This is a genomic window from Levilactobacillus suantsaii (assembly GCF_004115745.1).
In the GTDB taxonomy this organism is placed as follows: Bacteria; Bacillota; Bacilli; order Lactobacillales; family Lactobacillaceae; genus Levilactobacillus; species Levilactobacillus suantsaii.
In genome coordinates this window covers 80216-106296 of record NZ_QXIL01000003.1, presented here as the reverse complement: position 1 = coordinate 106296, position 26081 = coordinate 80216, and the positions used below count along the sequence as shown (strand labels likewise).

Below are 26081 nucleotides of genomic sequence, written 5' to 3'. Positions count from 1 at the left end.
CCAATATGACCAAAGAACGTGTCTGGACGGCTGAAGAAGTAATTGCCAGAGTGGGTAAATATATGAATGCGCAACATGTCGAAATGGTGGTCAAAGCCTGTCATTTCGCCACCGTTGCGCACCGCGACCAAACGCGGCAATCTGGCGAACCCTACATTATGCATCCTATTCAGGTGGCCGGTATCTTGGCCGACCTCAACATGGACCCCGAGACCGTCTCAGCGGGCTTTCTGCACGATATCGTGGAGGACACCGGCGTGACCTTGGGCGACGTGCGGGAACTCTTCGGGGATGACGTTGCGTTGATCGTGGATGGCGTGACCAAGTTAGGGAAAATCAAATATAAGTCTAACCGGGAACAGTTGGCGGAAAATCACCGGAAACTGTTGCTGGCCATGTCCAAGGACATTCGGGTCATGATTGTGAAGTTAGCCGACCGCTTGCATAACATGCGGACCTTGCAACATTTGCGGCCCGATAAGCAGCGGCGGATCGCTAACGAGACGCTGGAGATTTACGCACCGTTGGTGGACCGCTTGGGGATTAGCACTATCAAGTGGGAACTGGAAGACGTGTCGCTTCGGTATCTGAACCCGCAACAGTACTACCGTATCGTGCATTTGATGAATTCACGGCGCGACCAACGGGAACAGTACATCGCAGCGGCCATCAAGGTCATCCAAAAATCCATTAAGGACCTGCATTTAAAGCCCGAAATCTACGGTCGCCCAAAACACATCTACTCGGTCTACCGGAAGATGAAGGACCAGCACAAGCAGTTCAGTCAGATTTACGACCTACTGGCGATTCGGGTCATCGTGGACACCATCAAGGACTGCTACGCGGTCTTGGGGGCCATCCATTCCCAGTGGAAGCCGATGCCTGGCCGGTTCAAGGACTACATCGCGATGCCGAAGGCGAATATGTACCAGTCGTTGCACACCACGGTCATTGGACCTGAAGGCAAGCCCCTCGAGGTCCAGATTCGGACTAAGGAAATGCACGCCGTGGCGGAATACGGGGTCGCGGCGCACTGGGCTTATAAGGAAGGTGTCAAGGACAAGGTCCACGAGACCAACACCGGTGATAAGCTGAACCTATTCAAACACATCATCGAACTGCAAGAAGATACCGATGACGCGGCAGATTTCATGGACAGCGTCAAGGGCGAACTGTTCGGCGACCATGTTTACGCGTTCACCCCCAAGGGTGACGTGCTCGAGTTGCCTAAGGGAGCTGGTCCACTGGATATGGCCTACGCTATTCATACGGAAGTTGGGCACCACACCACGGGGGCTACGATCAACGGTAAAATCGTGCCACTGAACTACGAGATTAAAAACGGCGACATCGTGGATATCCGGACCTCGAGTAGTTCTGCTGGCCCGAGCCGGGACTGGTTGAAGCTGGTCTCGACGCGGCGGGCCCGCAATAAAATCAAGCAGTTTTTCCGTTTGCGAGACCGGGAACAAAGCATCACCCAGGGCCGCGAAATGGTCGAACGGTTGATCCGTGAAGCCGGCTACGATCCCAAGACCATCATGACGAAGGAAAATGGGGAAAAGGTCACCGCTAAGTTGCATTATCAACATATCGATGACTTGTTGGCCGCGATTGGGTTTGGGGATCTGCAACCCCAGGGAGTGGTCAACCGCTTGACCGATGACGTCCGCCAGGCGGCCGAAGACGAGCGCCGGCGCCAAGAGGAACGTGAAATCTTGGAGCAGCACCAGTCCATCAAGAGCGATAGCGATGCCGACCGTAAGGACCGTAAGAAGCAGCCTGACGGCGTGGTCATCGAAGGCGTCGATAATTTGCTGGTACGGTTGAGTCATTGCTGTGCCCCGGTTCCTGGCGACCAGATTACAGGTTACATCACCAAGGGGCGCGGGGTCTCCGTGCACCGGGTGGACTGCCCGAACGTGCGGCACGCTGAAGAAAGTGGCGAACGCATCGTGCCGGTCCGCTGGGGCAACGAACACGGCGACCGGACCAACTACCACGCCGATATCCAGGTCCAAGGCTACAATCGTAATGGGCTACTGAACGACGTGTTGCGGATGATCAATAACTCGACGAAGGACCTGACGTCCATCAACGGCAAGGGCGATCACAATAAGATGGTCATTATCTCGGTCAGTCTGGGGATTCGCAACCGTTGGGAACTTCAACGGATTATGGATAACATTAAAAATATTCCTGATGTTTACGTGGTCAAGCGACCGTTTCGGTAGAAAGGAAGCAAGTATGCGAGTTTTGTTACAACGGGTCACTCAAGCCAGCGTGACTATCGACAAACAAGTCGTCGGGTCGATTGCCCAGGGCTACTGCTTGTTGGTGGGTGCCGAAGATAGCGACACTAGCGACCAGGTCGATTATTTGGTGCATAAGATTAGTCATCTGCGGGTCTTTGAAGACCAGGCAGGAAAAATGAATCGCAGCATCACCGATGTTGCCGGCAGTATCTTATCGGTGTCGCAGTTCACACTTTACGCCAACACCAAGAAGGGTAACCGGCCGAGCTTTGTGGGCGCCGGGGACCCTAAGCACGCGCAAGCGATGTACGACGAGTTCAACCAAAAGCTAGCAGCGACGGGGATTTCGGTCGAGACCGGGGTCTTTGGGGCCGATATGCAGGTGGCACTGGTCAACGACGGACCGTGCACCATCTGGTTCGACACGGACGATTAAACTAAAATTAAAACGGGAGTCGGTCAAAAACCGGCTCCTTTTTTAGGGGGACATCAGTAATGCGGTATCAACAGTTATTTTGGGATTTTGACGGGACGTTAGTCGATACTTACCCGGGGATGGTCGCGGCGTTTACCACGGCGTTGACCCAGACGGGCGTGAACGCCTTTGAAATCGACCAGCCGGCCATCTACCAAGCCATGCGGCAACACAGTATGGGGACGGCATTGCGGCAGTTCAGTGCCGAGTACGGGGTGAGTCAGGATCGCTTGACCAACCTGTACCAACGACAGGCTGCCCCGAAATTAGCGACGGCGCCAGCCTTTGCCGGTAGCGCGGCCATTTTACAGACCGTGACCATGCACGGTGGGCGCAATTTCTTATTGACCCACCGCGACCAGCGGGCCATTGACCGACTCAAAGACTTAGGTCTATGGGGCGAGTTCAGTGGGGCCGTGACCGCTAGTGACGATTACCCACGCAAGCCTGACCCGACCAGCTTGAATGCGCTGTGTCAAGAATACGGCGTGCTTCCGCAAGATGCTTTGATGGTCGGCGACCGCAATCTCGATATCCAGGCGGCGCACCGCGCGGGGATGGCCGGAGCACTGTTCGATCCGGAACATCTGATTGTTGATGAGAGTCAATCTGAGGTCCGGGTCATTCGGTTAGCCGAGCTGCAGGCTTGGCTATTGGCCGATTAAGGACCGTAACCACAACAAAATGGGACCAACGCCGAATTAGTGCGCTGGTCCCATTTCGTTTTCAGATTGATTGTTTGGCGTGGTGGTTAACCGCGAGCTAACAGGTCATCGACGGCCCCACCGTATGCTTCACCGAAGAGGTTTAGGTGAGCTAATAGGTAGTACAACTGATAGTGGGGTAACCGCTCCGCGTATCCAGCCGGTAACGGGTACGCGGCTTGATAGCCCTTGTAGAAGTCCTGGGTGAAGCCGCCGAAGATGGTGGTCATGGCCAAATCAAACTCACGGTCCCCATAGAGGGTGTCTGGGTCGATCAAGGTCGGTGTGCCGTCGGCGGTGAACAGGTAGTTACCAGCCCAGAGATCACCGTGTAACAGTGACGGGGTGATGTCCCGGCCCTTATTTTCGGTGATGATGTGTTGGCGGACCTGGTCGTAGCCGGCCTGGCGCCGGTCGTTCCACAGGTTATGGGTTTGGGCCCGTTGCACTAACGGGTCGAGCCGTTGCTCAAGATAAAAGGTGGTCCAGTCGCTTTGCCAGTGGTTATTTTTAGGGAGTTTGCCGACCGCGTTATCCTGGTCGAACCCAAACTGCGGGGCCGTCACGTGGTGGACTCGGGCGACCGTTTCGCCCAGCGCGTACTGACTGCCGTGGCCGGTCTCTAGAAATTCCATCAGCAGGTAGGCGTCGCCGTCGATGGTGCCGGTCCCGAAGACTTCCGGGACGTTAGCGGCCTGACTTAGCGCCTTTAAGCCGGCAACTTCGTGTTGGTAGAAACTTGCTGGAGTCCGTGGTTGGACCAGCAAAAAGTAGGGTCCCTCGGGGGTGCTCAAGCGAAAGGCTTCGTTGATGTCGCCCCCGGAAACGGGGGTGGCGGAGGTGACTTGGCGTAACGGTAATTGTTTGAGCCAATCAGCAGTTAAAGTCATAAAATAATCGCACTTCTTTCATTAAATTAATGCTGAGTTTTGAAGTATTGGGTGAGACCGGCCACAACGCGGGTCGCCACGGCCCGTTGGTACTTAGCGGATTCGATTTCACGAAAATCCTTTTTAGTATTAATATATCCCATTTCGAGGAGCAATGACGGGCGGCTATTGTCGCGGATGACCTCGAAGTTGCCGAAGCGGATGCCCCGGTTGGTTAACGGCAGGTCGCTCATCTCTTGATTGATGTCCTGTGCCAAAGCGTAAGAGGTGCTCCGGTGGTAATAGTAGGTCGTGGTGCCCGAAGCCAGGTTATTGGTGGGCGACGAATCAAAGTGGAAACTGATGAAGGCACTGGCCTGGTTGTCGTTGGCTAAAGCCGGGCGATCAGCAAGACTGACGCTCTTGTCACTGTCCCGAGTCATGATGACGTGAGTCCCTTTAGCCCGTAATTTTGCGGCGACTCGTTTGGCCAACTGAAGGGTGTAAGTCTTTTCGTCGTGCTTTTGATTGATCGACAACGCGCCAGAATCGCTGCCCCCGTGGCCGGGGTCCAGCACGATGGTCGCTTCGGAGAGGGTCGTAGCGGTCTTTAACTTACCGGGGTGGTCGACCAACCAGCTGGCGACCCAGCCGAAACGATTATGACTGTCGCGAACGTGGTACCAATTGTTCTTTTCGCCTAAGATGGTCAGGCGACTATTTTTTTTGACCCGGGTGGTGACGTCGTAAGTCAGACCGGGGCCCTCCCGCAGACGCAGGTTGTTGACGGTCGCAGTGACCGCGTTGTGCTGGATAAACGCCCACAGGACGCCTCCCGCGATGATTAAGATGATGAGGCTGACGATTAAGCCAATCCAGTTTTTAGGTTTAAAATGCATGGCGGCACTCCTTGCTTCAAATTGAATCAATTATACCACGTCGATTGACCCGCGGCGAAGGTCGGCCCAAAGCGGCCCCTTGACTTTTTCAAGCGGGTTCAGTATTCTAAAGAAGAATCTAATATAGAAGCCGATGAGAAAGATCAGTAGCAGGCATGCCCGCTTGCAGAGAGGTCGCGGAGCTGAAAGCGACTAACGGGGGCTGGCGAAGACACTTTTGAGGCTAGTGACGCTTGGCGTCATTCGTTTGCAACGTTATCCTGCTGAGAAAAATAAAAGGTGGTACCGTGCATACCTGCGCCCTTGTCAATTGACAGGGGCGTTTTTTATTTGTTTAGCGGTTGAGGAAGGGAAGAATGTTTATGCGTTACCAACGGCCAAAAGGGACGGCAGATATCCTACCGGGGACGTCTGAAACCTGGCAGTTCGTCGAAAAAACGGCGCGCGATTTGTTCGCCCGTTACCGGTTCGACGAGATCCGCACGCCAATGTTTGAAAATTTCGAGGTGTTCTCCCGGACATCGGGCGATACGTCCGATATCGTCACCAAGGAAATGTACGACTTCAAGGATAAGGGCGACCGACACCTGTCCTTACGTCCAGAAGGCACGGCCGGTGTCGTGCGGGCCTTCGTAGAAAATAAATTATATGGTCCCGAAACGCAAAAGCCATACAAGGTCTACTACATGGGCCCGATGTTTCGCTACGAGCGGCCCCAATCCGGGCGGCAACGGGAATTTCACCAAATCGGGGTGGAGGCCTTCGGCAGTAATGCGCCGGAACTTGACGTCGAAGTCATCGCTTTGGGCATGGCGTTACTTAGTAAACTGGGCTTAAAGCACCTGCGCTTAGCGTTGAACACGTTGGGGGATCAGGAGACCCGCGCGGCTTACCGCCAAGCATTGATCGACTTCTTGGAACCCCACTACGATGACTTGAGTGACGATTCCAAGGTCCGGCTGCACAAGAACCCGTTACGGGTCTTAGACAGTAAGGACAAGCACGACCAGGCCATCGTGGCCGACGCACCGTCCATTTTGGACTTTTTGACGCCGGACGCGACGACGCATTTTAACCAGGTCAAGGCTAGTTTAGATGCTTTAGGCATCGCTTACGACGTCGATGCAACCATGGTCCGGGGGTTGGACTACTACAACCACACCATCTTCGAAATTATGGCCGATTCACCGGCCTTGGGCGAAGGCTACACCACGGTGTTGGCCGGTGGCCGCTACAACGGCTTAGTCGAAGAACTCGGCGGCCCCGAGATGCCGGGAGTCGGTTTCGGCATGGGCGTGGAACGCCTGGTCTTATTGATGCAGGCTGAACAGGTCGCAGTCCCGAATAACCACCCATTAGACGTGTACGTCGTGGGCATTGGCGAGCAGACGTCGATTGAGACCTTGAAGCTGGTCCAAGCCATTCGAGCGGCCGGCTTAACGGCGGACCGGGATTACCTGGGACGTAAACCCAAGGCCCAATTCAAGACGGCTAACCGCTTAACGGCGCGTTACACCTTAACGATTGGGGAAAAGGAACTCGAGACGCAAACGGCCAACTTGAAGGCCATGGCGACGGGCGAAGAAATCAACGTGCCCCTAGCCGACATTTACCAAGATTTTCAAGCCGTTGTGGCACAACGGTTTACCACCAAATAAGAGGGGAAATTAGATGGAAAAGAATTTGAAACGGACCACGTACGCGGGTCTCGTCGACGAGCAATATCTCGACCAGACCGTTGTTTTAAAGGGTTGGGTGCAAAAGCGCCGCGACCTGGGGGGCTTGATCTTTGTTGACCTCAGAGACCGCGAAGGCTTAGTCCAACTGGTCTTTAGTGAAGAATACAGTCCGGAAGCTTTAGCGGTTGCCGAACAGTTGCGGAGTGAATACGTGATCGAGATTCAAGGTCACGTCGTCGCTCGGGTCGCAAAGGAAATCAACCCGGACATGCGTACCGGAAAGGTCGAGGTCCGGGTCACGGGCATCAACCTCTTGAACAAGGCCAAGACGCCACCGTTCGATATTCGTGACGGTATCACGGCGTCCGATGACCTGCGGCTGCAATACCGCTACTTGGACTTACGCCGGCCGGAAATGCAACAGGGCATCATGCTGCGGAACCGAATCGTGCAATCCGTTCACAGCTACTTCGACCACAACGGGTTTATCGACATCGAAACGCCCGATTTGACCAAGTCGACGCCAGAAGGGGCCCGGGATTACCTGGTGCCTTCTCGAATCTACCATGGTCACTTCTACGCCTTGCCGCAATCGCCGCAACTCTTCAAGCAATTATTGATGGGGTCCGGTTTTGACCGGTACTACCAGATTGCCCGGTGCTTCCGAGACGAAGACTTGCGGGGAGACCGGCAACCGGAATTTACCCAGATTGACTTGGAAACGTCCTTCTTAACCGCCGAAGAGATTCAGGACCTGACCGAGGGCTTGATCGCCAAGGTCATGAAGGATACCTTGAACGTTGACGTTACCTTACCGTTCCCGCGGATGGACTGGGATGACTCCATGGCCCGTTATGGGACCGACCAACCAGATGTACGGTTTGGCATGGAATTGAAAGATTTGTCGGCTATCATGAAGGATACCGACTTCAAGGTCTTCTCCGGGGCCGTTGCCAACGGGGGCCAAGTCAAAGCCATCGCCGTTCCCGGTGGGGCCGACCTGTACAGCCGTAAGGACCTCGACAAGTACGCGAAATATATCGAACGCTTTGGCGCGAAGGGCTTAGCTTGGTTGAAGGTCACTGATGACAGCTTCAGTGGACCAATTGCCAAGTTCTTCAAGCACGATGGTGATTTTGCTAAAATCACTGAAGCTACGGGTGCTAAGAGTGGCGACCTGTTATTGTTCGCAGCCGATTCCAAACGCGTCGTGGCCCAGACTTTGGGTTACCTGCGAGTGGCGATTGCTAAGGAACAAGACATGATCGACCAAAACAAGTGGGCCTTCTTATGGATCGTCAACTGGCCATTGTTCGACTACGACGTGGATTTGAAGCGCTGGGTCCCAGCCCATCACCCGTTCACGATGCCAGCCGAAGGCGATGCGCACTACCTAAACGACGGCGAAGACCCGCACAAGGCCTACGCTCAAAGTTACGACATCATCTTGAACGGGTTGGAACTCGGTGGTGGGTCCATCCGGATTCACACCCGCGACTTACAGATGAAGATGCTGAAGGCGTTAGGCTTTACGCCAGAACGGGCCGAAAAGCAATTTGGTTTCCTGTTGAAAGCTTTAGACTACGGTTTCCCGCCTCACGGTGGTTTGGCTATCGGACTCGACCGCTTTGCCCGCTTACTGGCTAAGCGCGACAATATCCGGGACGTCATTGCCTTTCCGAAGAACTCCAAGGCAACGGAACCGATGACTCAGGCACCAAGTACCGTCACGGACAAGCAACTGGATGATTTAGACTTAGAAATCGCTAAGTTGGATACCGACGACGAAAAATAGTTGAAGTAAGCTACATGAAAAAACGCTAAGGGGGCGTTGGGTGATGTCAATTGGCACACTCAACGCCTTTTTGGCGGTCGCAGCGGGTAAGCGGCTTGACCTTTGCGGCTAAAAGCCGTTAAATAGAGCCATTAGTAAAAAAGCGAGGGATGTTGATGAGTAAAATAGAAACCGCAACGTTTGCGGGGGGCTGCTTCTGGTGCATGGTCCAGCCCTTTGAAGAACAACCAGGCATCGAAAGGGTCCTGTCGGGCTACACGGGTGGGACGGTGGCTGATCCGACCTACGAACAAGTTAAGACCGGTAAGACTGGTCACACCGAGGCCGTCAAGATTTGGTTCGATGCTGAGCAAGTCAGTTATCGACAGTTGGTCGATCTCTACTGGCAACAGACTGACCCGACCGATGCTTCAGGACAGTTCCAGGACCGCGGCGATAATTACCGGCCGGTGATTTTCGTGAATAGTGCTGCCCAGCGCCAAGTCGCGGAAGCCTCCAAGCAGGCCTTGCAGGACCGCGAACAGTTCGACCAGCCCATCGTGACCCAGATTCAAGTGGTCCAATCTTTCTACCCGGCAGAAGAACGGCATCAGCAGTTCTATAAGAAGCAACCGCAACGCATGGCTGAACAGGAAGCTGGCGGTCGGGCCGCCTTTATCCAGGCCCACTGGACGCAAGGTTAGGCCGGCGGTGAATATGACAACGACTAGTCAACTAATCAGTCGGCGCAGCACACCTAAAAGCGAGGTCGGGGGAGTAAATCATGGATGATGTACAGCAGCTATTCAAACGGCACACCTATACGGCTAAAATTTCGGTAGCTTTTTTCTACGGGGTTCTGGTGTCCATTGCGGTCAACTTCTTTTGGACGCCCGGCCATATCTATTCGTCCGGGGCGACCGGGTTGGCCCAATTGATCAACACCTTGACGGGCCGATACGCACCGGTACAGATTACCACGGCGTTGGGGTTGTTTCTGATTAACGTGCCGCTATTCGTCCTGGCGTGGAAGCAGATTGGCAAGTCCTTTACGATTTTTACCTTCATCTGCGTGCTCTTTGCGTCCGTCATGATTCGAATCATCCAGCCCGTTCACTTGACCACCGATCCCATTATCTGTGCGATTTTTGGTGGGGCGGTCAACGGGTACGGGACTGGGTTCACCCTAAAGAACAGCATCTCTACCGGGGGACTCGACATCATTGGGATCGTGGTCCGGCGTAAGACTGGCCGCAGTATGGGGACCATCAACATGGCGTTCAACAGTTTAATCGTCATTAGTGCCGGTTTCGTCTACGGCTGGCCGTACGCGTTTTACTCCGCATTGGGCTTGTTCGTCAACGCCAAAGTGATTGATTTGACCTTCACCCGGCAGCAACGGATGCAGGTCATGGTCATTACTAACCGGCCCAAGACGGTCATTGACAGTATCCAAAACCATATGCGGCGAGGAATCACCATCGTCCATGGGGCCGAAGGGGCTTACCATCACGATGAAAAAACGATTCTGTTTACCGTGATCACCCGTTACGAGATGGATGCCTTAGAGGTCGCCATGGAAGAAGCCGACCCAAAGGCCTTCGTCAGCATTTCCGATACCGTCAAGGTGCTGGGGCACTTCTACGAACCTAAATGGTGAAAAACAACATTTAAATTCAGCAATCTTAACCGGGTCCAAGATAGCTTCTTGGCCCGGTTTGTTAGGTGTTGGGCCCGGTAAAGAGGGAAAACTCGCTTGGCTTTCTTAAAGCTTCTTAAATTTCTCTAGGTTCGGCGGGCAGATGTGGTATAATTTTCGATGTTGTGGGCTGTTAAAAATAAGTGATATTGGTGATGAATGTGAAAGAATTCTATTTATGGTTAGTCCGGTGCGTGTCCATGTTGTGGTGTCACCGGCGACGCGATGCGGTGGTGTATCTGTTGAGCTTCAACGATAACCTGCCCTTTATCCTAGCAGTCAAGGCGGCGTTACCGGCTGACCAGCCGTTAATCGTATTTTATCGCCCACAACAAGCCACCAGTGCCCAGTACTTGGCCCAGCAGGGGGTCCGAACGATTTTGTTTCGAGACGGTCTGCGGTTTGCATTGACCGGAATTCCGCGGGTAATGCGTGCCCGGGTCTTGTATTGTGATAACTACTATGCCTTTTTGGGCGGCTTAGCGCATCCGCGTAACATGCGGATCGTGCAACTTTGGCATGCTGTCGGTGCAATCAAGAAGTTTGGCTGGGAAGACCCGACCACACCGCTGCGTTCAGCCAGTGACCAGCGCCGGTTTCAGGCCGTTTACGACCACTTCGACGAGTACGTGGTGGCGTCACCGGCCATGGGCCAAGTGTTCACGCGCAGTTATCGGGTTCCCGCACACCGGATGCAGGTGTTGGGGTACCCACGTTCGGACCGATTATTATCGCCGCAGTGGGTTGCGCAAGCCCGCGCTAAGGTGGCCCGCGTGGCCCCGGAACTTATGGGGAGCCGAATCATCTTATATGCGCCGACGTATCGACCCGGGGTGACGTTTACGCCGCCCCAAGACTTGGCGCAGGCCCTTACAGCCGACCCGCAAGCCAAAGTGGTGGTCAAACTCCACCCAGCGTTAGCCCAGACGGCCACGACGTTGCAGGCTCAATTGGGGACGCAAGTGGTCGTGGCTGATCAGCTCAGCACTTCGGAATTGCTGACAGTTACGGAAACACTGGTGACGGATTATTCTTCAGTGGCGTTTGACTACAGTCTGTTAGCCAACGCCCATAGTTTATTGTTCTACTTGTTTGATTTGTCGGCTTACCAACGTGAGCCGGGGATTCAAGCTGACTTTTTGTCCTGGTTACCTGGTCGGGCTTTGCGGAATAGCCAAGAGTTGGCGGCGGCGATTATTGCCGACCAAACGACCGACCTACGCCACTTCAATCAGCAGTGGAATACGGCCAATGACGGTCAGGCGACCGCCCGGGTCGTCGCACGTTATCACGGGTCTGCGACTCGCGGTAATGATTAAAAGTTAAAGGAGTGCAGCGCCTTGAAAGAGGTCATGACCTTATTTAAAGAGCAAGTATCAAGCTTGGGGATTATTTTTCGAATTTCTCGTTACGAGGACCAAGCCAGTTATCAAAGCCATTATTTGGGCTTGATGTGGGAGTACCTGTACCCGTTGATTCAAATCGGAATTTATTGGTTAGTTTTCGGGGTTGGCTTGAAGCATGGTCAACCATTGAACGGGGTCAGTTATTTGCCCTGGATGGTCATTGGGATTTCACCCTGGTTCTTTATGAATCGAGCCACGTTGGACGCGTCGAAGAGTATCTACCAACGGGTCAATATGGTGGCTAAAATGAAGTTCCCTGTGTCCGCGTTACCAACCATTAAAGTGGTCAGCAACCTGAGTTCCTTTTGGACGATGATGGTCTTTTCCATCTTTATCGGGTTGTTGAACGGCGTCTACCCGAAGGTCTCCTGGTTCCAGTGGATCTACTACTTCTTCGCCATGATTTGTTTGTTAGTGGCGTTAGGGATTTTTAATTCGTGTATTAGTGTGTTAGTTCGTGACTACCACATCCTGTTACAATCCGTGATGCGGATGTTGTTCTACGTGTCCGGCGTGCTGTTCAACTTCGTGACGACGTCGTTTCCGGCACCATTCGTGCACTTATTGGAACTCAACCCGTACTATTACGTGGTCAATGGGTTCCGGGAGTCGTTCTTAGGGACCGGTTGGTTCTGGGAGAACCCCTTACTGACGCTTGAATTCTGGGCCTTCGTGTTCTTCGTTTTACTGCTTGGCTCTCACTTGCATTACAAGTTCCGGTCCCGTTTCGTGGACTTAATCTAGATTGAAAGGAGCAACTGAAAATGACGAACAGTCGACAACGCCTGGTCCAGTCATTAAAGCTCGTTGCTCGCTATGGGCTCATCGTGTTGAACGGTGGGCTTATTTGTTTACCCATTAAGCAACGCTTAGTGATCTTTGAAAGCTTTAACGGTAAGGACGTCAACGATAATCCAGCGGCCATTTACCGTGCCCTTGTCCGGGCCGACCCGCAGTACCGACAAACGGCGTACTTCAGTGTAAAGCTCCGCGAATACGCGACCTTGCACGCCAAGTATCCCGAGATTCGCTTGGTCAAACGCTTCACCCCGCGCTGGGTCTGGTTGATGGCCCGGGCGGAATACTGGGTTTTGAACTCCCGGTTGCCGAATTGGTGGCACGCCAACCGACGGACCACCACGATTCAAACCTGGCACGGGACGCCGCTGAAAAAATTGGGGGTCGATATTGACCACGTGGCGATGCCAGGGACCACTACAGCCCAGTACCACACGGATTTTGTGACAGCAGCCAGTCGGTGGGATTACCTGATTGCCCCTAACCAATATTCTCAAAAGATTTTTAAACGGGCCTTCGGGTACCAAGGAAACTTTTTGCCCATTGGGTATCCCCGCAACGACGTGCTGTATACCGCGAATACCCCAACGCACATTGCGACTTTGAAACGCCAACTACTCGGAGACGTGACGGGGCCCATCGTCACCTATACCCCGACCTGGCGGGACGATACCGCCGTGCGGCCCGGGGTCTACCGGTTCGAGTTACCATTTGACCTCGGTGAGTTCTTCCAACACGTACCGGAGGGCACTCATTTGATTATCCGGCCCCATTACTTAGTAAAGGACCAAGTCAATATTGATGGTTATGAGGACCGGGTCACGGTGCTTGCGGAAGCCGACATTGCTTCTTTGTACTTAATCACGGATCTCTTGATTACGGACTACTCCTCGGTAATGTTTGATTTTGCCAACCTCAACCGGCCGCAATTGTTTTTCGCTTACGATTTGGCCCATTACCGCGACCAGCTCCGGGGCTTTTACTTTGCGTACAAGTCCGCGGCGTTGCCCGGACCCTTGGTCACCACGGCCAGGGCGTTCTATGATCAGTTGGACGTCTGGCAACAAGCCGGAAACTTTCCCGCGTATGCCCGCCAGCAAGCGGCCTTTAACCACCGCTTCTGTGCCTGGGAAACGGGGACGGCCAGTCAACGGGTCGCGCGGTTAATTCAGACTGGAAAGGAAGACTAAAATGGCAGACACAGAATTCTTGATTGGCTCGCACGTCAGTATGAAGGGCGACGCCATGTTATTGGGCTCGGCGCAACTCGCCGCAAAAAACGGTGAGAACGTCTTTATGGTCTACACAGGGGCCCCGCAAAACACGCGCCGTAAGGCCATTGAGAAGCTTAACGGACCAGCCGGCAAAGCTTTTATGGCAGCTCATGACCAACGCGCGGTGGTGGTCCACGCTCCTTACGTGGTCAACCTGGGTAACACCAAAAAGCCGCAAAACTTTGCCTTTGCCGTGGAATTCTTGACGGCGGAGATCCACCGGGCAGCCGCGATTGGGGCACGACAAATCGTCTTGCATCCGGGCGCACACGTTGGGGCCGGTGCCCCAGCGGCGATTGCCCAAATTGCCCAGGGCCTCGACCAGATTCTTCGGGAGACGGCCGACGAACCCGTCCAGATTGCCTTAGAGACCATGGCGGGCAAGGGGACCGAAGTGGGTCGGACCTTTGAAGAATTGGCCAGTATCATCGACCAAACGCCGACCAACGACCGGCTATCGGTTTGTTTTGACACTTGCCATACGAGCGATGCCGGTTACGCCATCGCCAGCGACTTTGACGGTGTCCTGGCGGAGTTCGACCAAGTCGTGGGCTTAGACCGGCTCAAGGTGGTTCATCTGAACGACTCGAAGAATCCGCAGGGCAGTCATAAGGACCGCCACACCAATATTGGGTTCGGGACGTTGGGTTTCACGGTCTTAAACGCCGTCGCCCATCACCCCCAATTAGCGGCGGTGCCGAAAATCATGGAGACCCCACCAGTGGGGCCGGACCGCAAGACCGGTGCCGACCCCCACGGGTATGAAGTGGCGATGTTAAAGGCACAGCGCTTCAATCCCGATTTGGAAGCCGATGCCTTGGATCAGCGGCCGTTTACGGCTTATTTGGACCGCTAAAAATTAGAGAGATTAAAAAGCGAGCACCCCAGTTTGGGGCACTCGCTTTTATCTTTCAGATGGGAATAGGCTTAAACTTAATCGCCGAGGGGATGCGGCCGCTGGTCGTAGTCCAAACTCTCCATAATCAGCGTGGCCGTTTCTTCAATGGACTTGTTGGACACGTCGATCACTAAACACCCGATTTTTTGGTAGAGTTTTTTAGCGTAGGCCAGTTCCTCGCTGATTTTTTGGGTATCAGAATAGGCGCCATCCGCGGGGAGCCCGTAGGAAATCATCCGTTCACGCCGAATCCGCCGCAGAATATCGGGTTGGTTGGTCAGCCCGAAGATGCGTTTCGGGTCGACCTGCCAAAGTTCTTCTGGCAATTGGGTCTTAGGCGAGAGCGGCAGGTTAGCCACCCGTAAGTTCCGGTTAGCCAAGAACAAAGATAGTGGGGTCTTTGATGTTCGGGAAACACCTAGAATCACAATGTCGGCTTTTAACAAGCCAGTTGGATCCTTACCATCATCGTAGGCGACCGCAAATTCCATGGCGGCGATGCGGTCGAAGTAGGTGCTGGTCAGGTTGTGGACCAAGCCGGGGACGCCCTCGGGTTGTAAGTCCGTCGCGGAGGCCACGATTTTCATGGCCGGTTGGATACAGTCGAAGTGTTGCAACTGATTGTCTTCGGCGAATTGACTCACGTGGTCACTGAGTTTACGGTTCACCAAGGTGTGGAACAGCATGGCGTGTTGTTTCTTGGCTAAGGATAGGATACCACCTAGGATGGAATCGGTTTGGATGAACGGAAACCGTTGATAGGTCGCGTGGACGGCCGGAAATTGAGAGACGGCCGTTTGGGCCACGGTCAGGGCAGTTTCTCCCGACGAATCGGAGATAATAAAGATAGTAATAGGCGCCATAATGGGGCCTCCTCTGGTTAGTTTCCTTTAGTGTACTCGTTGCCCGGAAACGGTTCAAATTAATTGAGTTGGATTATTGACGCGGTTTGGTTGATTATGTATAATGGTTAAGAACCGTAACGCTGGTAGAAGAATTCTAACCGGCGTCATTACTTGTGCTCGGAGGGAGGGAATTTCAAATGGCAAAGACAGTCGTTCGCAAAAACGAGTCTTTTGACGACGCTCTTCGGCGCTTCAAACGTACGGTTTCCCGTAGCGGTACTTTACAAGAATACCGTAAGCGTGAATTTTACGAAAAACCAAGTGTGAAGAAAAAGTTAAAGTCAGAAGCAGCGCGGAAGCGTAAAGCTAAGAAGCGTCGTTTCTAATAAAAAATCCTTGATGTCTCGGCATCAAGGATTTTTTTCTGACCTAATTTTGAATGACTAGCTTGCCGCGCATGTGGTGGTTATTCAATAGCCGGTGGGCGGCCATCACATTTTGGGCGTTGATCGGTTGCAGCGTCTTAGTCAGCGTGGAGACCAACGTGCCCGCGTCTAATAGGGCGCGAATCTGTTCTAGGATTTGGTGCTGGCTGCCCATGTCTGGCGTTTCGAAGTAGGCCTTGGTGAACATCCATTCCCAAGCAAAGGTGGCCCGCTTGTTCTTTAACGCCCGTAAGTCGATGGGGGTGTCGCTGCCAGTGATGGACACGATATGGCCACTGGGTTTGATCAAATCGACGATTTCGGGCCAGTGCTGATTCAAGTTGCTAAGCTCTAAAATGTAGTCGACGACCTGGTCGCCTAAGTCGTGGACCTGAGGCACTAGGTCCTGGCGGTGGTTGACGACAAAGTCGCTCCCGTGGTCGCGCGTCCAGGCAATCGTTTCGTCACGGGAAGCCGTCGCGATAACGGTCAATCCTGCCCAGTGGGCCAGTTGGGTCGCCACGGAACCGACGCCCCCAGCGCCGTTGATGACCAGGATGGTTTTGCCGTGGTTGTCGGCGTGCGGGTCGATGCCCAGTTGCTCGAATAGCGCTTCCCAGGCGGTCAAGGCGGTCAATGGCATGGCCGCACTTTGCGCCGGGGTAAGCTTAGTGGGGGCGTGACCAACGAGCCGTTCATCGACGAGTTGAAACTCGCTGTAGCTGCCGGGCCGTTTAAACGATCCAGCGTAGAAGACCACATCGCCCGGGTGAAAGAGGGTCACGGCATTGCCCACCGCTGTGACGGTGCCGTAAGCGTCAAAGCCGATAACTTTAGGTGCTTGGGGGTCTAACGGCTCGGTGTTGCGACGAACGGCGAGATCAACGGGATTGGCGGACACCGCTTGAACTTGGACCAATAGGTCGTGGCCGGTGGGGTCGGGTCGTTGCATCTCAAAATCTATTAGACTATGAGAATCATCTATGGGTAAATGTTGCGTGTAACCAATGGCACGCATGAAACACCAGTCCTTTCTAAAATCGGAGATTACTTCTAGCGTACTGAGCTCACGAGAAAAACGCAAGCGGCGTGCGTCTGGACCTGACGGAACTCAGAATAAGTAGTAAACTGAGACAGTACTTAAATTTAGGAGGAATTCAACATGAGTTTAGAAACCCAACTGAACACCGATTTAAAGACGGCCATGAAGGCCCACGATAAGTTGACCTTAAACGTGGTCCGGATGATGAAAGCCGCGTTGACCAACGAAAAGATCAAGCAGGGTCACGACTTGAGTGCCGATGAAGAATTAACGGTGGTCTCCCGGGAATTGAAACAACGAAAAGAGTCCTTGGACGAATTCCAAAAGGGTAACCGCGACGACCTGGTCGCTGGAGTCCAAGCCGAAATCAAGATCGTTGAAAAATACGCCCCAAAGCAATTGGGTGCTGACGAAATTGAAAAGATCGTGGCCGATAGTATCGCCAAGGTCGGCGCTAGCAACATGAGCGACTTCGGCAAGGTCATGGGCGCCGTGATGCCGCAAGTGAAGGGCAAGGCTGACGGTAACGTGGTCAACCAAACGGTCAAAGCCCAATTGAATAAGTAACGTTCAAGCCACTACGGGGAACCTTCTTCGTGGGGGCTTTTTTCGGTGGCGAGGGCGTTTTTCAAGCACCATTGCCCCAGAAACTGGCGTGCCCAGGGGATTTTAACGGCCAATCCTTTTACTATCCTGAGTGGTATGCTAAAATTCAAGTATCAGTAGACTTAATTTGGCAAAATAAAGGAGCAACCGTATTTGACTGAAAACGCGATGATTGAAAAAGAATATATCTTGGCGCACCCGGCCGATGAACCGGCTTTGTTAGGGGCCCAAGATCAATTTGTAACTTTACTGGAAGAAGGGCTCAGTGTCACCATTCGTCCCTTTGGCAATTCAATCAAAGTTGCGGGTGACGCCACCGCGGTTGACCAGACATTAAGCATTCTACGCAATATGAGTGCTTTACTGGCCAAGGGGATTCAGCTGAACAGTGCCGATGTGGTCAGCGCCATGAAGATGGCCGAACGCGGGACGTTAACTTACTTCCAAGACCTCTATACGGAAACGCTGATTCACGATGCCAAAGGACGGCCCGTGCGGGTGAAGAACTTTGGTCAGCGCCAGTATATCGACGCCATCAAGCATAACGACATCACCTTTGGGATTGGCCCGGCCGGGACGGGGAAAACTTATTTGGCCGTCGTCATGGCCATTTCCGCGTTGAAAAAAGGGGACGTGGAAAAGATCATTTTGACGCGGCCCGCCGTGGAAGCCGGCGAAAGTTTAGGCTTTCTACCCGGAGATTTGAAGGAAAAGGTGGACCCCTACTTACGGCCCATCTATGACGCGTTGTATGCCATCTTAGGCGCCGAACACACCACCCGGTTGATGGACCGGGGCGTGATTGAAATCGCGCCGCTGGCTTACATGCGAGGCCGGACTTTAGAGTCGGCCTTCGTGATTTTAGACGAAGCCCAAAATACAACGAACGCGCAAATGAAGATGTTTTTGACCCGGTTGGGCTTTGGCTCCAAAATGATCGTCAATGGGGATATTTCCCAGATTGACTTGCCGCACAACACCCGGTCGGGACTGGTCCAGGCCCAGGGAATCCTGCAAAACGTGGGCCACATCTCCTTTGTGACCTTCAGTGCCGATGACGTGGTCCGGCACCCCGTCGTGGCCAGCATCATCAACGCGTACGAGCAACACGAAACTAAACCAAATGGAGCTAACAAATAATGGATTTAGAGATTTACGATAAGACCCAGGCCGGGGTTTCCGACCAATACTTGACCTTGATTCGCGACGTCTTGCAGTTTGCGGGGAACTACCTCAAGCTAGCCGATAACACCGAAATGTCGGTGACTTTGATGAACAATGAAGATATTCACCGCATCAACAAGCAGTATCGTGGGGTGGACCGGGCGACTGACGTCATCAGTTTTGCCATTGAAGACGCGGAGGATGCCGACACGGACTTTCCCCTGGTGATGGACCCGGAACTTGCGGCCGAGATTCCCGAAAACATCGGTGATATCTTCGTGTCCGTAGATAAGGTCAGTGAACAAGCCGACTATTTGGGCCACTCGAACGAGCGGGAACTGGGCTTTTTAGTGGTCCACGGTTTCCTGCACTTGAACGGGTATGACCATATGAAACCAGAAGACGAAAAGGTCATGTTCAAATTGCAGGCCGATATCTTGGATGCCTATGGCCTCAAACGGTAAACCGACCCGGCAAACGGGGAAAAATCATAACTTTTGGCAGTCGCTGGGTCACGCCCTCGAAGGGTTGCACGTGCTCTATCATCTGGAGCGGAACTTTCGCAAACACCTTTTGGTGGGGGGCCTCGCCGTCCTCGTTGGCATCATCTTGCGTTTGACCGTCAATGAGTGGTTGTGGCTGACGCTGGCCATTTTTTTGGTGTTGACCGCCGAAACGCTCAATACCATCGTGGAAGCAGTCGTGGACCTAATCGTAGGCAAGACTTACGCCGATTTAGCAAAGCGAGCCAAGGACGTGGCCGCCGGCGGGGTGCTACTCGCGGCTCTGTTTGCCCTAGTGGTTGGTTGTTTAGTCATGTTGCCGGCGCTTGCCCGCTGGTTTTAAGGAGAAATAGCAATGGATAATCCAAATTACAAATCCGGGTTCGTGGCCATCGTGGGCCGCCCAAACGTGGGGAAATCGACGTTTTTAAACCGGGTGATTGGTCAAAAGATCGCCATTATGTCGAACACGGCCCAGACCACCCGGAACAAGATTCAAGGGATCTACACCACTGATGACGCCCAAATCGTTTTTATCGACACACCAGGGGTGCATAAACCCAAGACCGAATTGGGCGATTACATGGTCAAGTCAGCCTTGTCTGCGTTGAACGAAGTCGATGCCATTTTGTTCATGATCAACGCCGCCGAAAAGCGGGGTGCGGGGGATAATTTTATTATCGACCGCTTGAAGAATGCCAAGGCACCGGTCTATTTGTTGATCAACAAGATCGACCAGATTCACCCCGACGACTTGTTGAAGGTCATGGACCAATATAAGAAGGCCTTGCCGTGGCAGGCCGTCTACCCGATTTCGGCGCTCGAAGGCAACAACGTCGATGAGTTTCTGGGAGACTTAGTGGATCAGATGCCTCACGGGCCACAGTACTATCCTGATGACCAATTGACGGACCACCCGGAACGTTTCGTGGTCAGTGAACTGATTCGCGAGAAGATCTTCATGTTGACCCGCGAAGAAGTCCCCCATTCTGTGGCCGTGGAAGTCGAACGGATGCGGACCCAGGATGATGACCGGGTCCGTATCGATGCCACCATCGTGGTGGAGCGGCCGACCCAAAAGGGCATCATGATTGGTAAGGGCGGCAGTATGCTCAAAAAAATCGGGACGCTGGCCCGGCAAGATATCGAACACCTCTTAGGCAGTCCGGTCTACTTGAAGCTCTTCGTCAAGGTCCAACCCGGCTGGCGGGATAAGTCCAGCCTGCTGAAATCTTACGGGTACCGCAAGAGCGATATTTAACGATTAGGGGGGATGACCATGGCACAACACGTGACCGACTTTCACGGCATCCTTCTGTACCGCCGCGATTATGCTGAACGCGACTTTTTAATCAAGTTTTTTACGCTGGAGTTTGGTAAAAAGATATTTTTAATCCGCGGCGCCAAGAAACGGGGGTTTAAAATGACGGCTGACATTCTGCCATTTACCGTGGGGAGTTACGTCGGCGACATTCCCGACCAAGGATTGTCCTATATCCGCACGGCCCGCGAGACCACTCAGTTTCAAGGCATTGGGGCTGACATCTTCAAGAACGCCTACGCGACTTACATCATGAGCCTGGTCGACATCGCTTTTCCAGATAGTCAACCGCTCCCCGACTGGTATCACCGAGTCTACCGGGCCTTGGAACTGATTGACGAAGGGCAGAACCCAGCCATCGTGACCAACGTCATCGAGATTCAGTTGATGCCCGCCTTTGGGGTCGCCCCGCAATTGCAGGGGTGCGCCATCTGCGGACGCACGGATTTGCCGTTTGACTACTCGGAAAGTTACGGGGGACTCCTGTGTCAGCAACACTGGTCGGCTGATCCCCGGCGCTTACACCTGGGGCCGCGGACCATTTACTACCTGCGGCAATTCTCGATTCTCGATTTGGACCGGGTCCACCACATCAAGGTCAAACCCAGTACCGAACACGCTCTGCGACAATTGATGGATGAAATCTATGCCAGTCAGATTGGGGTCCACCCGCGCAGTAAGCGTTTCTTGGACCAGATGCAAGACTGGGCGCCCCGGCTGAAAACGCCGCCAGCTCACGATGAAGACGATTGACAAGCGCGCAACAGACGCTTATGATTAGTCACAGTTAAATAAGTCGACCATGATGAATGAAAAGTGTCAAGATCTACGAGTTAGCGACTTCGGGACGGTGTAAGCCGAAGCGAGATTTTGAAACGTTGGCACATTCGGAGTCGTTTACCAAGTAAGCTGCTAGTCGCTAGCGACTAGAAGTAGGGTGGAACCGCGAAATTAAGTCGTCCCTACGTGAATCTCTTTAGTGTAGATTCGCGCGGGGACTTTTTTGTGTGCTTATTTAGATCAATAAGGAGGAACAGTATCCATGACAGAAAAACTGTCCATGCAAGCGATTATTTTAAAGTTACAGCAGTATTGGTCCGCTCAGGGCTGCATGCTGATGCAGGCTTACGATACCGAAAAAGGGGCCGGAACCATGAGTCCGTACACCTTCTTACGGGCCATCGGACCAGAACCGTGGAACGCCGCTTACGTTGAACCATCTCGGCGGCCCGCTGACGGGCGGTACGGGGAGAACCCGAACCGGTTGTACCAACACCACCAATTCCAAGTGGTGATGAAGCCCTCACCGGATAACATTCAGGACCTCTATTTAGGTAGCCTGAAAGAACTGGGCATCGACCCATTAGAACACGACATTCGCTTCGTCGAAGATAACTGGGAGAACCCGTCCATGGGTTGTGCCGGTGTCGGTTGGGAAGTCTGGTTGGACGGGATGGAAGTCACCCAGTTCACCTATTTCCAGGTCGTCGGTGGTCAGACCGTGGATCCCGTGACTTCCGAAGTAACCTACGGGTTGGAACGGCTCGCATCCTACATCCAAGACGTGAATTCCGTCTTTGATTTGGAATGGGGCGACGGCGTCAAGTACGGTGACATCTTCAAGGAACCCGAATACGAACACTCTAAGTACAGTTTTGAAGAAAGCAATCAGGACATGCTGTCGCGGCACTTCGACGAATACGAAGCCGAAGCCAAGAAGCAGATTGCTAACGGTCTGGTGCACCCGGCCTACGATTATGTGCTGAAGTGCAGCCACACCTTCAACCTATTAGATGCGCGTGGCGCGGTCTCTGTGACCGAACGCGCCGGTTACCTCTCCCGGATTCGGCGGATGGCGCGGGCCATTGCCAAGGCCTTCGTGGCGGAACGTAAGAAGCGCGGGTTCCCGTTGGTCAAAGACGAGAAATTACGGGCAAAGTTATTGGCAGATTCTGAGGAGGCAAACTAATGGCACACACATTTTTATTAGAAATTGGGTTAGAAGAAATGCCCGCCCACGTGGTCACGCCGGCCGTGCGGCAACTTCAGAAGCGCGTTGCCGATTACCTGAAGGATGAACGGGTCAGCTATGACGCCATCCAACCGTTCTCCACGCCTCGGCGCTTAGCGTTAGAAATCACCGGGTTAGCGGATAAGCAAGATGACATCAGTGAATCGGTCAAAGGGCCGGCCAAGAAGATCGCCCAGGACGCCGACGGCAACTGGACCAAGCCAGCAATTGGCTTCACTAAAGGTCAGGGCCTGACGCCGGACGACATCGTGTTCAAAGAATTCAAGGGCACTGAGTACGTCTACGTCGATAAGTTCATCGCCGGTCAACCGGTGGCTGAAGTCTTAACGGGCTTACGTGACATCGTGATGGCCATGACCTTCCCGACCATGATGAAGTGGGGCACCCACCACTTCGAGTACATCCGGCCGATTCGCTGGTTAGTCGCCTTGTTGGACCAAGACGTGATTCCGTTTAGCATCTTAGACGTGACCACCGACCGGGTCACCCAAGGCCACCGGTTCCTAGGCCAGGCCATCTCGTTAAAGACCGCGGCCGACTACGAAAGTGCCTTGCACGACGAGTACGTGATTGCGGACGCCGCGAAGCGCAAGGCCTTGATTGCTGAACAGATCAAGCAACTAGCGACGGACCACAACTGGACGGTCGACATCGATGCCGGCCTATTGGAAGAGGTCAACAACTTAGTCGAATGGCCGACCGCCTTTGCCGGGAGCTTCGACCAGAAGTACTTGACGATCCCCGAAGAAGTCCTGATTACCTCAATGCGGGACCACCAGCGCTTCTTCTACGCTCGGGACCAAGCCGGTAAGTTGTTGCCGAACTTCATCTCCGTGCGTAACGGGACCGACCACGATCTCCAAAACGTGATTGCCGGAAACGAAAAGGTTTTGGCGGCGCGGCTGGAAGACGCGATGTTCTTCTACAAGGAAGACCAGAACAAGACCATTGCCGATGACGTTGAACGCTTGAAGAGTGTCAGCTTCCACGATAAGATCAGTACCATGGCCGAAAAGATGCAACGGGTCGAAGCCATCGTGACTGTTTTAGCCGACCGGTTAAACTTAGACGCCACCCAAACTAAGGCCGTCGTGCGGGCTAGCCAAATCTACAAATTTGACCTGGTGACCGGGATGGTCGGTGAGTTTGCCGAACTCCAAGGGGTCATGGGTGAAAAGTACGCCCTGCTCCAGGGTGAAGATCCGGCAGTTGCTCAGGCCATTCGGGAACACTACGAACCGATTTCGGCTGATGGTGCGCTACCAACGTCTGTACCGGGTGCCGTTTTGGCATTAGCTGACAAGTTCGACAGTATCCTGACCTTCTTTGCGGCGGGGATGATTCCGAGTGGGTCCAACGACCCGTACGCTTTGCGGCGACAAGCCACGGGAATCGTGCGGATCGCGACCGACCAGAAATGGTCGTTACCAGTCAATGAGTTGGCGACGGCCTTCATCGCGGCCGAACAAGCGGCTAACGTGGCGCCTGAGTTGGACCAAGCTGGTCAAATCGACGCGTTGGTTGATTTCTTGAAGGATCGGGTCCGCAAGATTTTCCGCGGCGCAAAGGTCCGTCACGACATCATCGACGCCGTTTTAGGCGGCACGAGTAGTGATATCACCGAGCTCTTCACGGCGGCGGATATCTTGACGGCTCATGCGGCTGACGAGAACTTCAAGGCCGTCATTGAATCGTTGACGCGGGTCATTCGCTTAGCTCAAAAGGCCCCTAAGGACATCGCCAACGTCACAATCGACGCTGACAAGTTCGAAAATGACAGTGAAAGTCAGCTCCACCAAGGTGTTGACGCCGTTGCTTCGGCCGCACCAAAGGGCTTAGCGACCCTGTACGCGGCGTTAGTTGCCGTGCAACCAGCCATTGCGGCTTACTTTGACGCCACGATGGTCATGGTCGACGATGAGGCCGTCCGGAACAACCGTCTGGCCGAACTGAGTCGCTTGGCGAACTTGGCTTTACAATTAGGTGACCTGGATCAATTGGTCGTCAAGTAAGGGCCAGTCTTAAATTTGAATTTATCGGAGTCAGCCCCGTTAGTTTAGCGACTAACGGGGCTGACTCTTTTTTGATAATTAAACCAGGAATTAAACAAATTACTTTAACCTAAAAAACTAACCCCCAGTGGTTCAAGGCCGATGTCAGCTCCCCGGCACGATAGTAATTGGGACGTTGGTTGAGCGGGGGGCCTCACGTCCTTGCATTTTCCACAAAATTATGAAATGATTAAAAATAAGTTAAAAAATAATAAGGGCTGCGAGGATTACGCGGTTAGAAGAGGGGATTTTGATGGAAGTTCAAGAAGGTTACATGCCGTTTCACGGGTTTAAAACGTATTACCGCATCGTGGGTCAAGGCACACCGGGACAGGCGCCGCTATTGCTGATTCACGGGGGTCCGGGGTCGTCACACAACTACTTTGAATTGCTTGACGATTATGCGGCCACGGGCCGGCAATTGATCATGTATGACCAGGTAGGCTGTGGTAAGTCGTCGCTTCCCGAAGATGAGGGCGTTTACGTTAAGGAGACTTGGGCCGAAGAGTTAGTGGCGCTGCGTCGCTATTTACATCTGGACCAAATCCACATGTTAGGGCAGTCCTGGGGTGGGATGCTAGAGATGCTTTATTTGACCAATTACAGCCAGGCTGGCGTCAAGAGCGTGATGATCGACGGATCGCCGGCGTCCATTAAACTGTGGACTCAAGAACAACATCGTCTGCTCACCTATCTAAGTTATGAGGACCAAGAGGCGATTGCCGTGGCGGAACGAACCGGCGACTTTTCGGGGCCAAAATATCAAGCCGCTAATGCACGGTATATGGAACGGTACTGTTGGGACGCACCCGATGAAAACTCGCCGGAACCGATGCGCCGGGCGACGAATGGCCAACGAGCGAGTCGAATTGCCGAAGGACCTAACGAGTTTACGGAAAACGGAACTATCAGTGATTTTGACGTGACCGACCAACTCCATCAGATTCACGTGCCGGTCCTGGTTACCAGTGGGACCGACGATCTGTGTACGCCCTTGATTGCCAAATCCGTCTACGACCACATTCCGGGCGCCAAGTGGCACTTGTTTGCCAACAGCCGCCATTTGGCGTTGCTCGATCAACACGAGGCGTTCATTGACGTGTTGGATCACTGGTTGACGGCTCATGACTAAGCCAATTGCTTGCAGAATTGACAAAAAGTTTTATGATGGAAAGCCGCAAAGGTTGTGAAGACCGAATTTATATTTGGGTCGCGACCGAGTGGTTTTACTTGGACAAATCGGAGCTTCGTGGTATTATATATTATGTATTTCTACGCACGAATTCCAATCAAAGAGTCGCACTTTTCGGGTTCCCGGGGTGCGACTTTTCAAGGCTAGCGTGAGTGGATAGAACCGGAAGG

General features: G+C 53.4%; 25 protein-coding genes. 21 read left to right on the top strand and 4 right to left on the bottom strand.

Annotated features, from left to right (window positions below):
• Window positions 1-5 precede the first annotated feature (5 nt).
• From DXH47_RS02525 to DXH47_RS02515, 3 genes are read left to right on the top strand one after another with little or no spacing between them, the layout of a single operon-like run.
• On the top strand, window positions 6-2234 hold the full coding sequence (locus DXH47_RS02525) for a RelA/SpoT family protein (RefSeq protein ID WP_129031509.1): 2229 nt from the start codon (window positions 6-8) through the stop codon (window positions 2232-2234).
• A 13-nt stretch (window positions 2235-2247) separates the two neighbouring features.
• On the top strand, window positions 2248-2691 hold the full coding sequence (gene dtd, locus DXH47_RS02520) for a D-aminoacyl-tRNA deacylase (protein ID WP_129031508.1): 444 nt from the start codon (window positions 2248-2250) through the stop codon (window positions 2689-2691).
• A 59-nt stretch (window positions 2692-2750) separates the two neighbouring features.
• On the top strand, window positions 2751-3395 hold the full coding sequence (locus tag DXH47_RS02515) for an HAD-IA family hydrolase (protein WP_129031507.1): 645 nt from the start codon (window positions 2751-2753) through the stop codon (window positions 3393-3395).
• 86 nt (window positions 3396-3481) lie between these two features.
• On the opposite strand, the gene DXH47_RS02510 is transcribed toward DXH47_RS02515, so the two are convergent.
• Together DXH47_RS02510 and DXH47_RS02505 are read right to left on the bottom strand one after the other, a co-directional pair.
• Window positions 3482-4324, bottom strand: a complete 843-nt coding sequence (locus tag DXH47_RS02510; protein ID WP_129031506.1) for a fructosamine kinase family protein — start codon at window positions 4322-4324, stop codon at window positions 3482-3484.
• Window positions 4325-4350: 26 nt separating this feature from the next.
• A complete protein-coding gene (locus DXH47_RS02505; protein WP_129031505.1) occupies window positions 4351-5202 on the bottom strand; it encodes an N-acetylmuramoyl-L-alanine amidase in 852 nt (283 codons plus the stop codon).
• Between the two features lie 362 nt (window positions 5203-5564).
• Between DXH47_RS02505 and hisS the strand changes: the two genes are divergently transcribed.
• The 8 genes from hisS (at window position 5565) to DXH47_RS02465 (ending at window position 14688) form a co-directional block, all read left to right on the top strand.
• A complete protein-coding gene (hisS, locus tag DXH47_RS02500; protein ID WP_129031504.1) occupies window positions 5565-6860 on the top strand; it encodes a histidine--tRNA ligase in 1296 nt (431 codons plus the stop codon).
• 25 nt (window positions 6861-6885) lie between these two features.
• Window positions 6886-8676 carry an aspartate--tRNA ligase gene (gene aspS, locus DXH47_RS02495; protein WP_129031585.1) on the top strand — a complete coding sequence of 597 codons (1791 nt, stop codon included), beginning with the start codon at window positions 6886-6888 and terminating at the stop codon, window positions 8674-8676.
• A 155-nt stretch (window positions 8677-8831) separates the two neighbouring features.
• On the top strand, window positions 8832-9359 hold the full coding sequence (gene msrA, locus DXH47_RS02490) for a peptide-methionine (S)-S-oxide reductase MsrA (RefSeq protein ID WP_129031503.1): 528 nt from the start codon (window positions 8832-8834) through the stop codon (window positions 9357-9359).
• A gap of 80 nt (window positions 9360-9439) precedes the next feature.
• The gene (locus DXH47_RS02485) at window positions 9440-10315 is read left to right on the top strand and encodes a YitT family protein (RefSeq protein WP_129031502.1); all 876 of its coding nucleotides are present in this window, start codon (window positions 9440-9442) and stop codon (window positions 10313-10315) included.
• 194 nt (window positions 10316-10509) lie between these two features.
• Window positions 10510-11673, top strand: a complete 1164-nt coding sequence (locus DXH47_RS02480; RefSeq protein ID WP_129031501.1) for a CDP-glycerol glycerophosphotransferase family protein — start codon at window positions 10510-10512, stop codon at window positions 11671-11673.
• Between the two features lie 21 nt (window positions 11674-11694).
• Window positions 11695-12504 (top strand): ABC transporter permease, encoded by an 810-nt coding sequence (locus DXH47_RS02475; protein WP_129031500.1) that lies wholly within the window; start codon window positions 11695-11697, stop codon window positions 12502-12504.
• Between the two features lie 20 nt (window positions 12505-12524).
• Window positions 12525-13748 carry a CDP-glycerol glycerophosphotransferase family protein gene (locus tag DXH47_RS02470; protein ID WP_129031499.1) on the top strand — a complete coding sequence of 408 codons (1224 nt, stop codon included), beginning with the start codon at window positions 12525-12527 and terminating at the stop codon, window positions 13746-13748.
• Window position 13749: 1 nt separating this feature from the next.
• The gene (locus tag DXH47_RS02465; RefSeq protein ID WP_129031498.1) at window positions 13750-14688 is read left to right on the top strand and encodes a deoxyribonuclease IV; all 939 of its coding nucleotides are present in this window, start codon (window positions 13750-13752) and stop codon (window positions 14686-14688) included.
• Between the two features lie 77 nt (window positions 14689-14765).
• Here DXH47_RS02465 and DXH47_RS02460 read toward each other — a convergent pair whose 3' ends face one another.
• Window positions 14766-15593 carry a pyruvate, water dikinase regulatory protein gene (locus DXH47_RS02460; protein ID WP_129031497.1) on the bottom strand — a complete coding sequence of 276 codons (828 nt, stop codon included), beginning with the start codon at window positions 15591-15593 and terminating at the stop codon, window positions 14766-14768.
• A 179-nt stretch (window positions 15594-15772) separates the two neighbouring features.
• Here DXH47_RS02460 and rpsU point away from each other — a divergent pair, with 179 nt between their 5' ends.
• The gene (gene rpsU, locus DXH47_RS02455) at window positions 15773-15961 is read left to right on the top strand and encodes a 30S ribosomal protein S21 (RefSeq protein WP_024746218.1); all 189 of its coding nucleotides are present in this window, start codon (window positions 15773-15775) and stop codon (window positions 15959-15961) included.
• Window positions 15962-16004: 43 nt separating this feature from the next.
• On the opposite strand, the gene DXH47_RS02450 is transcribed toward rpsU, so the two are convergent.
• Window positions 16005-17018: a zinc-binding alcohol dehydrogenase family protein gene (locus tag DXH47_RS02450; protein ID WP_129031496.1), complete on the bottom strand. Its 1014-nt coding sequence runs from the start codon at window positions 17016-17018 to the stop codon at window positions 16005-16007.
• Between the two features lie 144 nt (window positions 17019-17162).
• Here DXH47_RS02450 and DXH47_RS02445 point away from each other — a divergent pair, with 144 nt between their 5' ends.
• From DXH47_RS02445 to pepI, 9 genes are all read left to right on the top strand, one after another.
• Complete coding sequence (locus tag DXH47_RS02445) at window positions 17163-17609, top strand: GatB/YqeY domain-containing protein (protein WP_129031495.1); 447 nt, start codon at window positions 17163-17165, stop codon at window positions 17607-17609.
• A 207-nt stretch (window positions 17610-17816) separates the two neighbouring features.
• Window positions 17817-18788, top strand: a complete 972-nt coding sequence (locus tag DXH47_RS02440; protein WP_170954935.1) for a PhoH family protein — start codon at window positions 17817-17819, stop codon at window positions 18786-18788.
• Window positions 18788-19276, top strand: coding sequence for an rRNA maturation RNase YbeY (gene ybeY / locus DXH47_RS02435; protein WP_129031493.1), 489 nt, complete (start codon window positions 18788-18790; stop codon window positions 19274-19276). The genes DXH47_RS02440 and ybeY overlap by 1 nt, the downstream gene beginning before the upstream one ends.
• Window positions 19254-19658, top strand: coding sequence for a diacylglycerol kinase family protein (locus DXH47_RS02430; RefSeq protein ID WP_129031492.1), 405 nt, complete (start codon window positions 19254-19256; stop codon window positions 19656-19658). Before ybeY ends, DXH47_RS02430 begins: the two co-directional genes overlap by 23 nt.
• A 12-nt stretch (window positions 19659-19670) precedes the next feature.
• The gene (gene era, locus DXH47_RS02425; RefSeq protein ID WP_129031491.1) at window positions 19671-20576 is read left to right on the top strand and encodes a GTPase Era; all 906 of its coding nucleotides are present in this window, start codon (window positions 19671-19673) and stop codon (window positions 20574-20576) included.
• 18 nt (window positions 20577-20594) lie between these two features.
• Window positions 20595-21389, top strand: coding sequence for a DNA repair protein RecO (gene recO / locus DXH47_RS02420; RefSeq protein ID WP_129031490.1), 795 nt, complete (start codon window positions 20595-20597; stop codon window positions 21387-21389).
• A 289-nt stretch (window positions 21390-21678) separates the two neighbouring features.
• On the top strand, window positions 21679-22605 hold the full coding sequence (glyQ, locus tag DXH47_RS02415) for a glycine--tRNA ligase subunit alpha (protein WP_129031489.1): 927 nt from the start codon (window positions 21679-21681) through the stop codon (window positions 22603-22605).
• On the top strand, window positions 22605-24680 hold the full coding sequence (gene glyS, locus DXH47_RS02410) for a glycine--tRNA ligase subunit beta (protein WP_129031488.1): 2076 nt from the start codon (window positions 22605-22607) through the stop codon (window positions 24678-24680). The genes glyQ and glyS overlap by 1 nt, the downstream gene beginning before the upstream one ends.
• A gap of 292 nt (window positions 24681-24972) precedes the next feature.
• The gene (gene pepI / locus DXH47_RS02405) at window positions 24973-25851 is read left to right on the top strand and encodes a proline iminopeptidase (protein ID WP_129031487.1); all 879 of its coding nucleotides are present in this window, start codon (window positions 24973-24975) and stop codon (window positions 25849-25851) included.
• The last annotated feature ends 230 nt before the right edge of the window (window positions 25852-26081 follow it).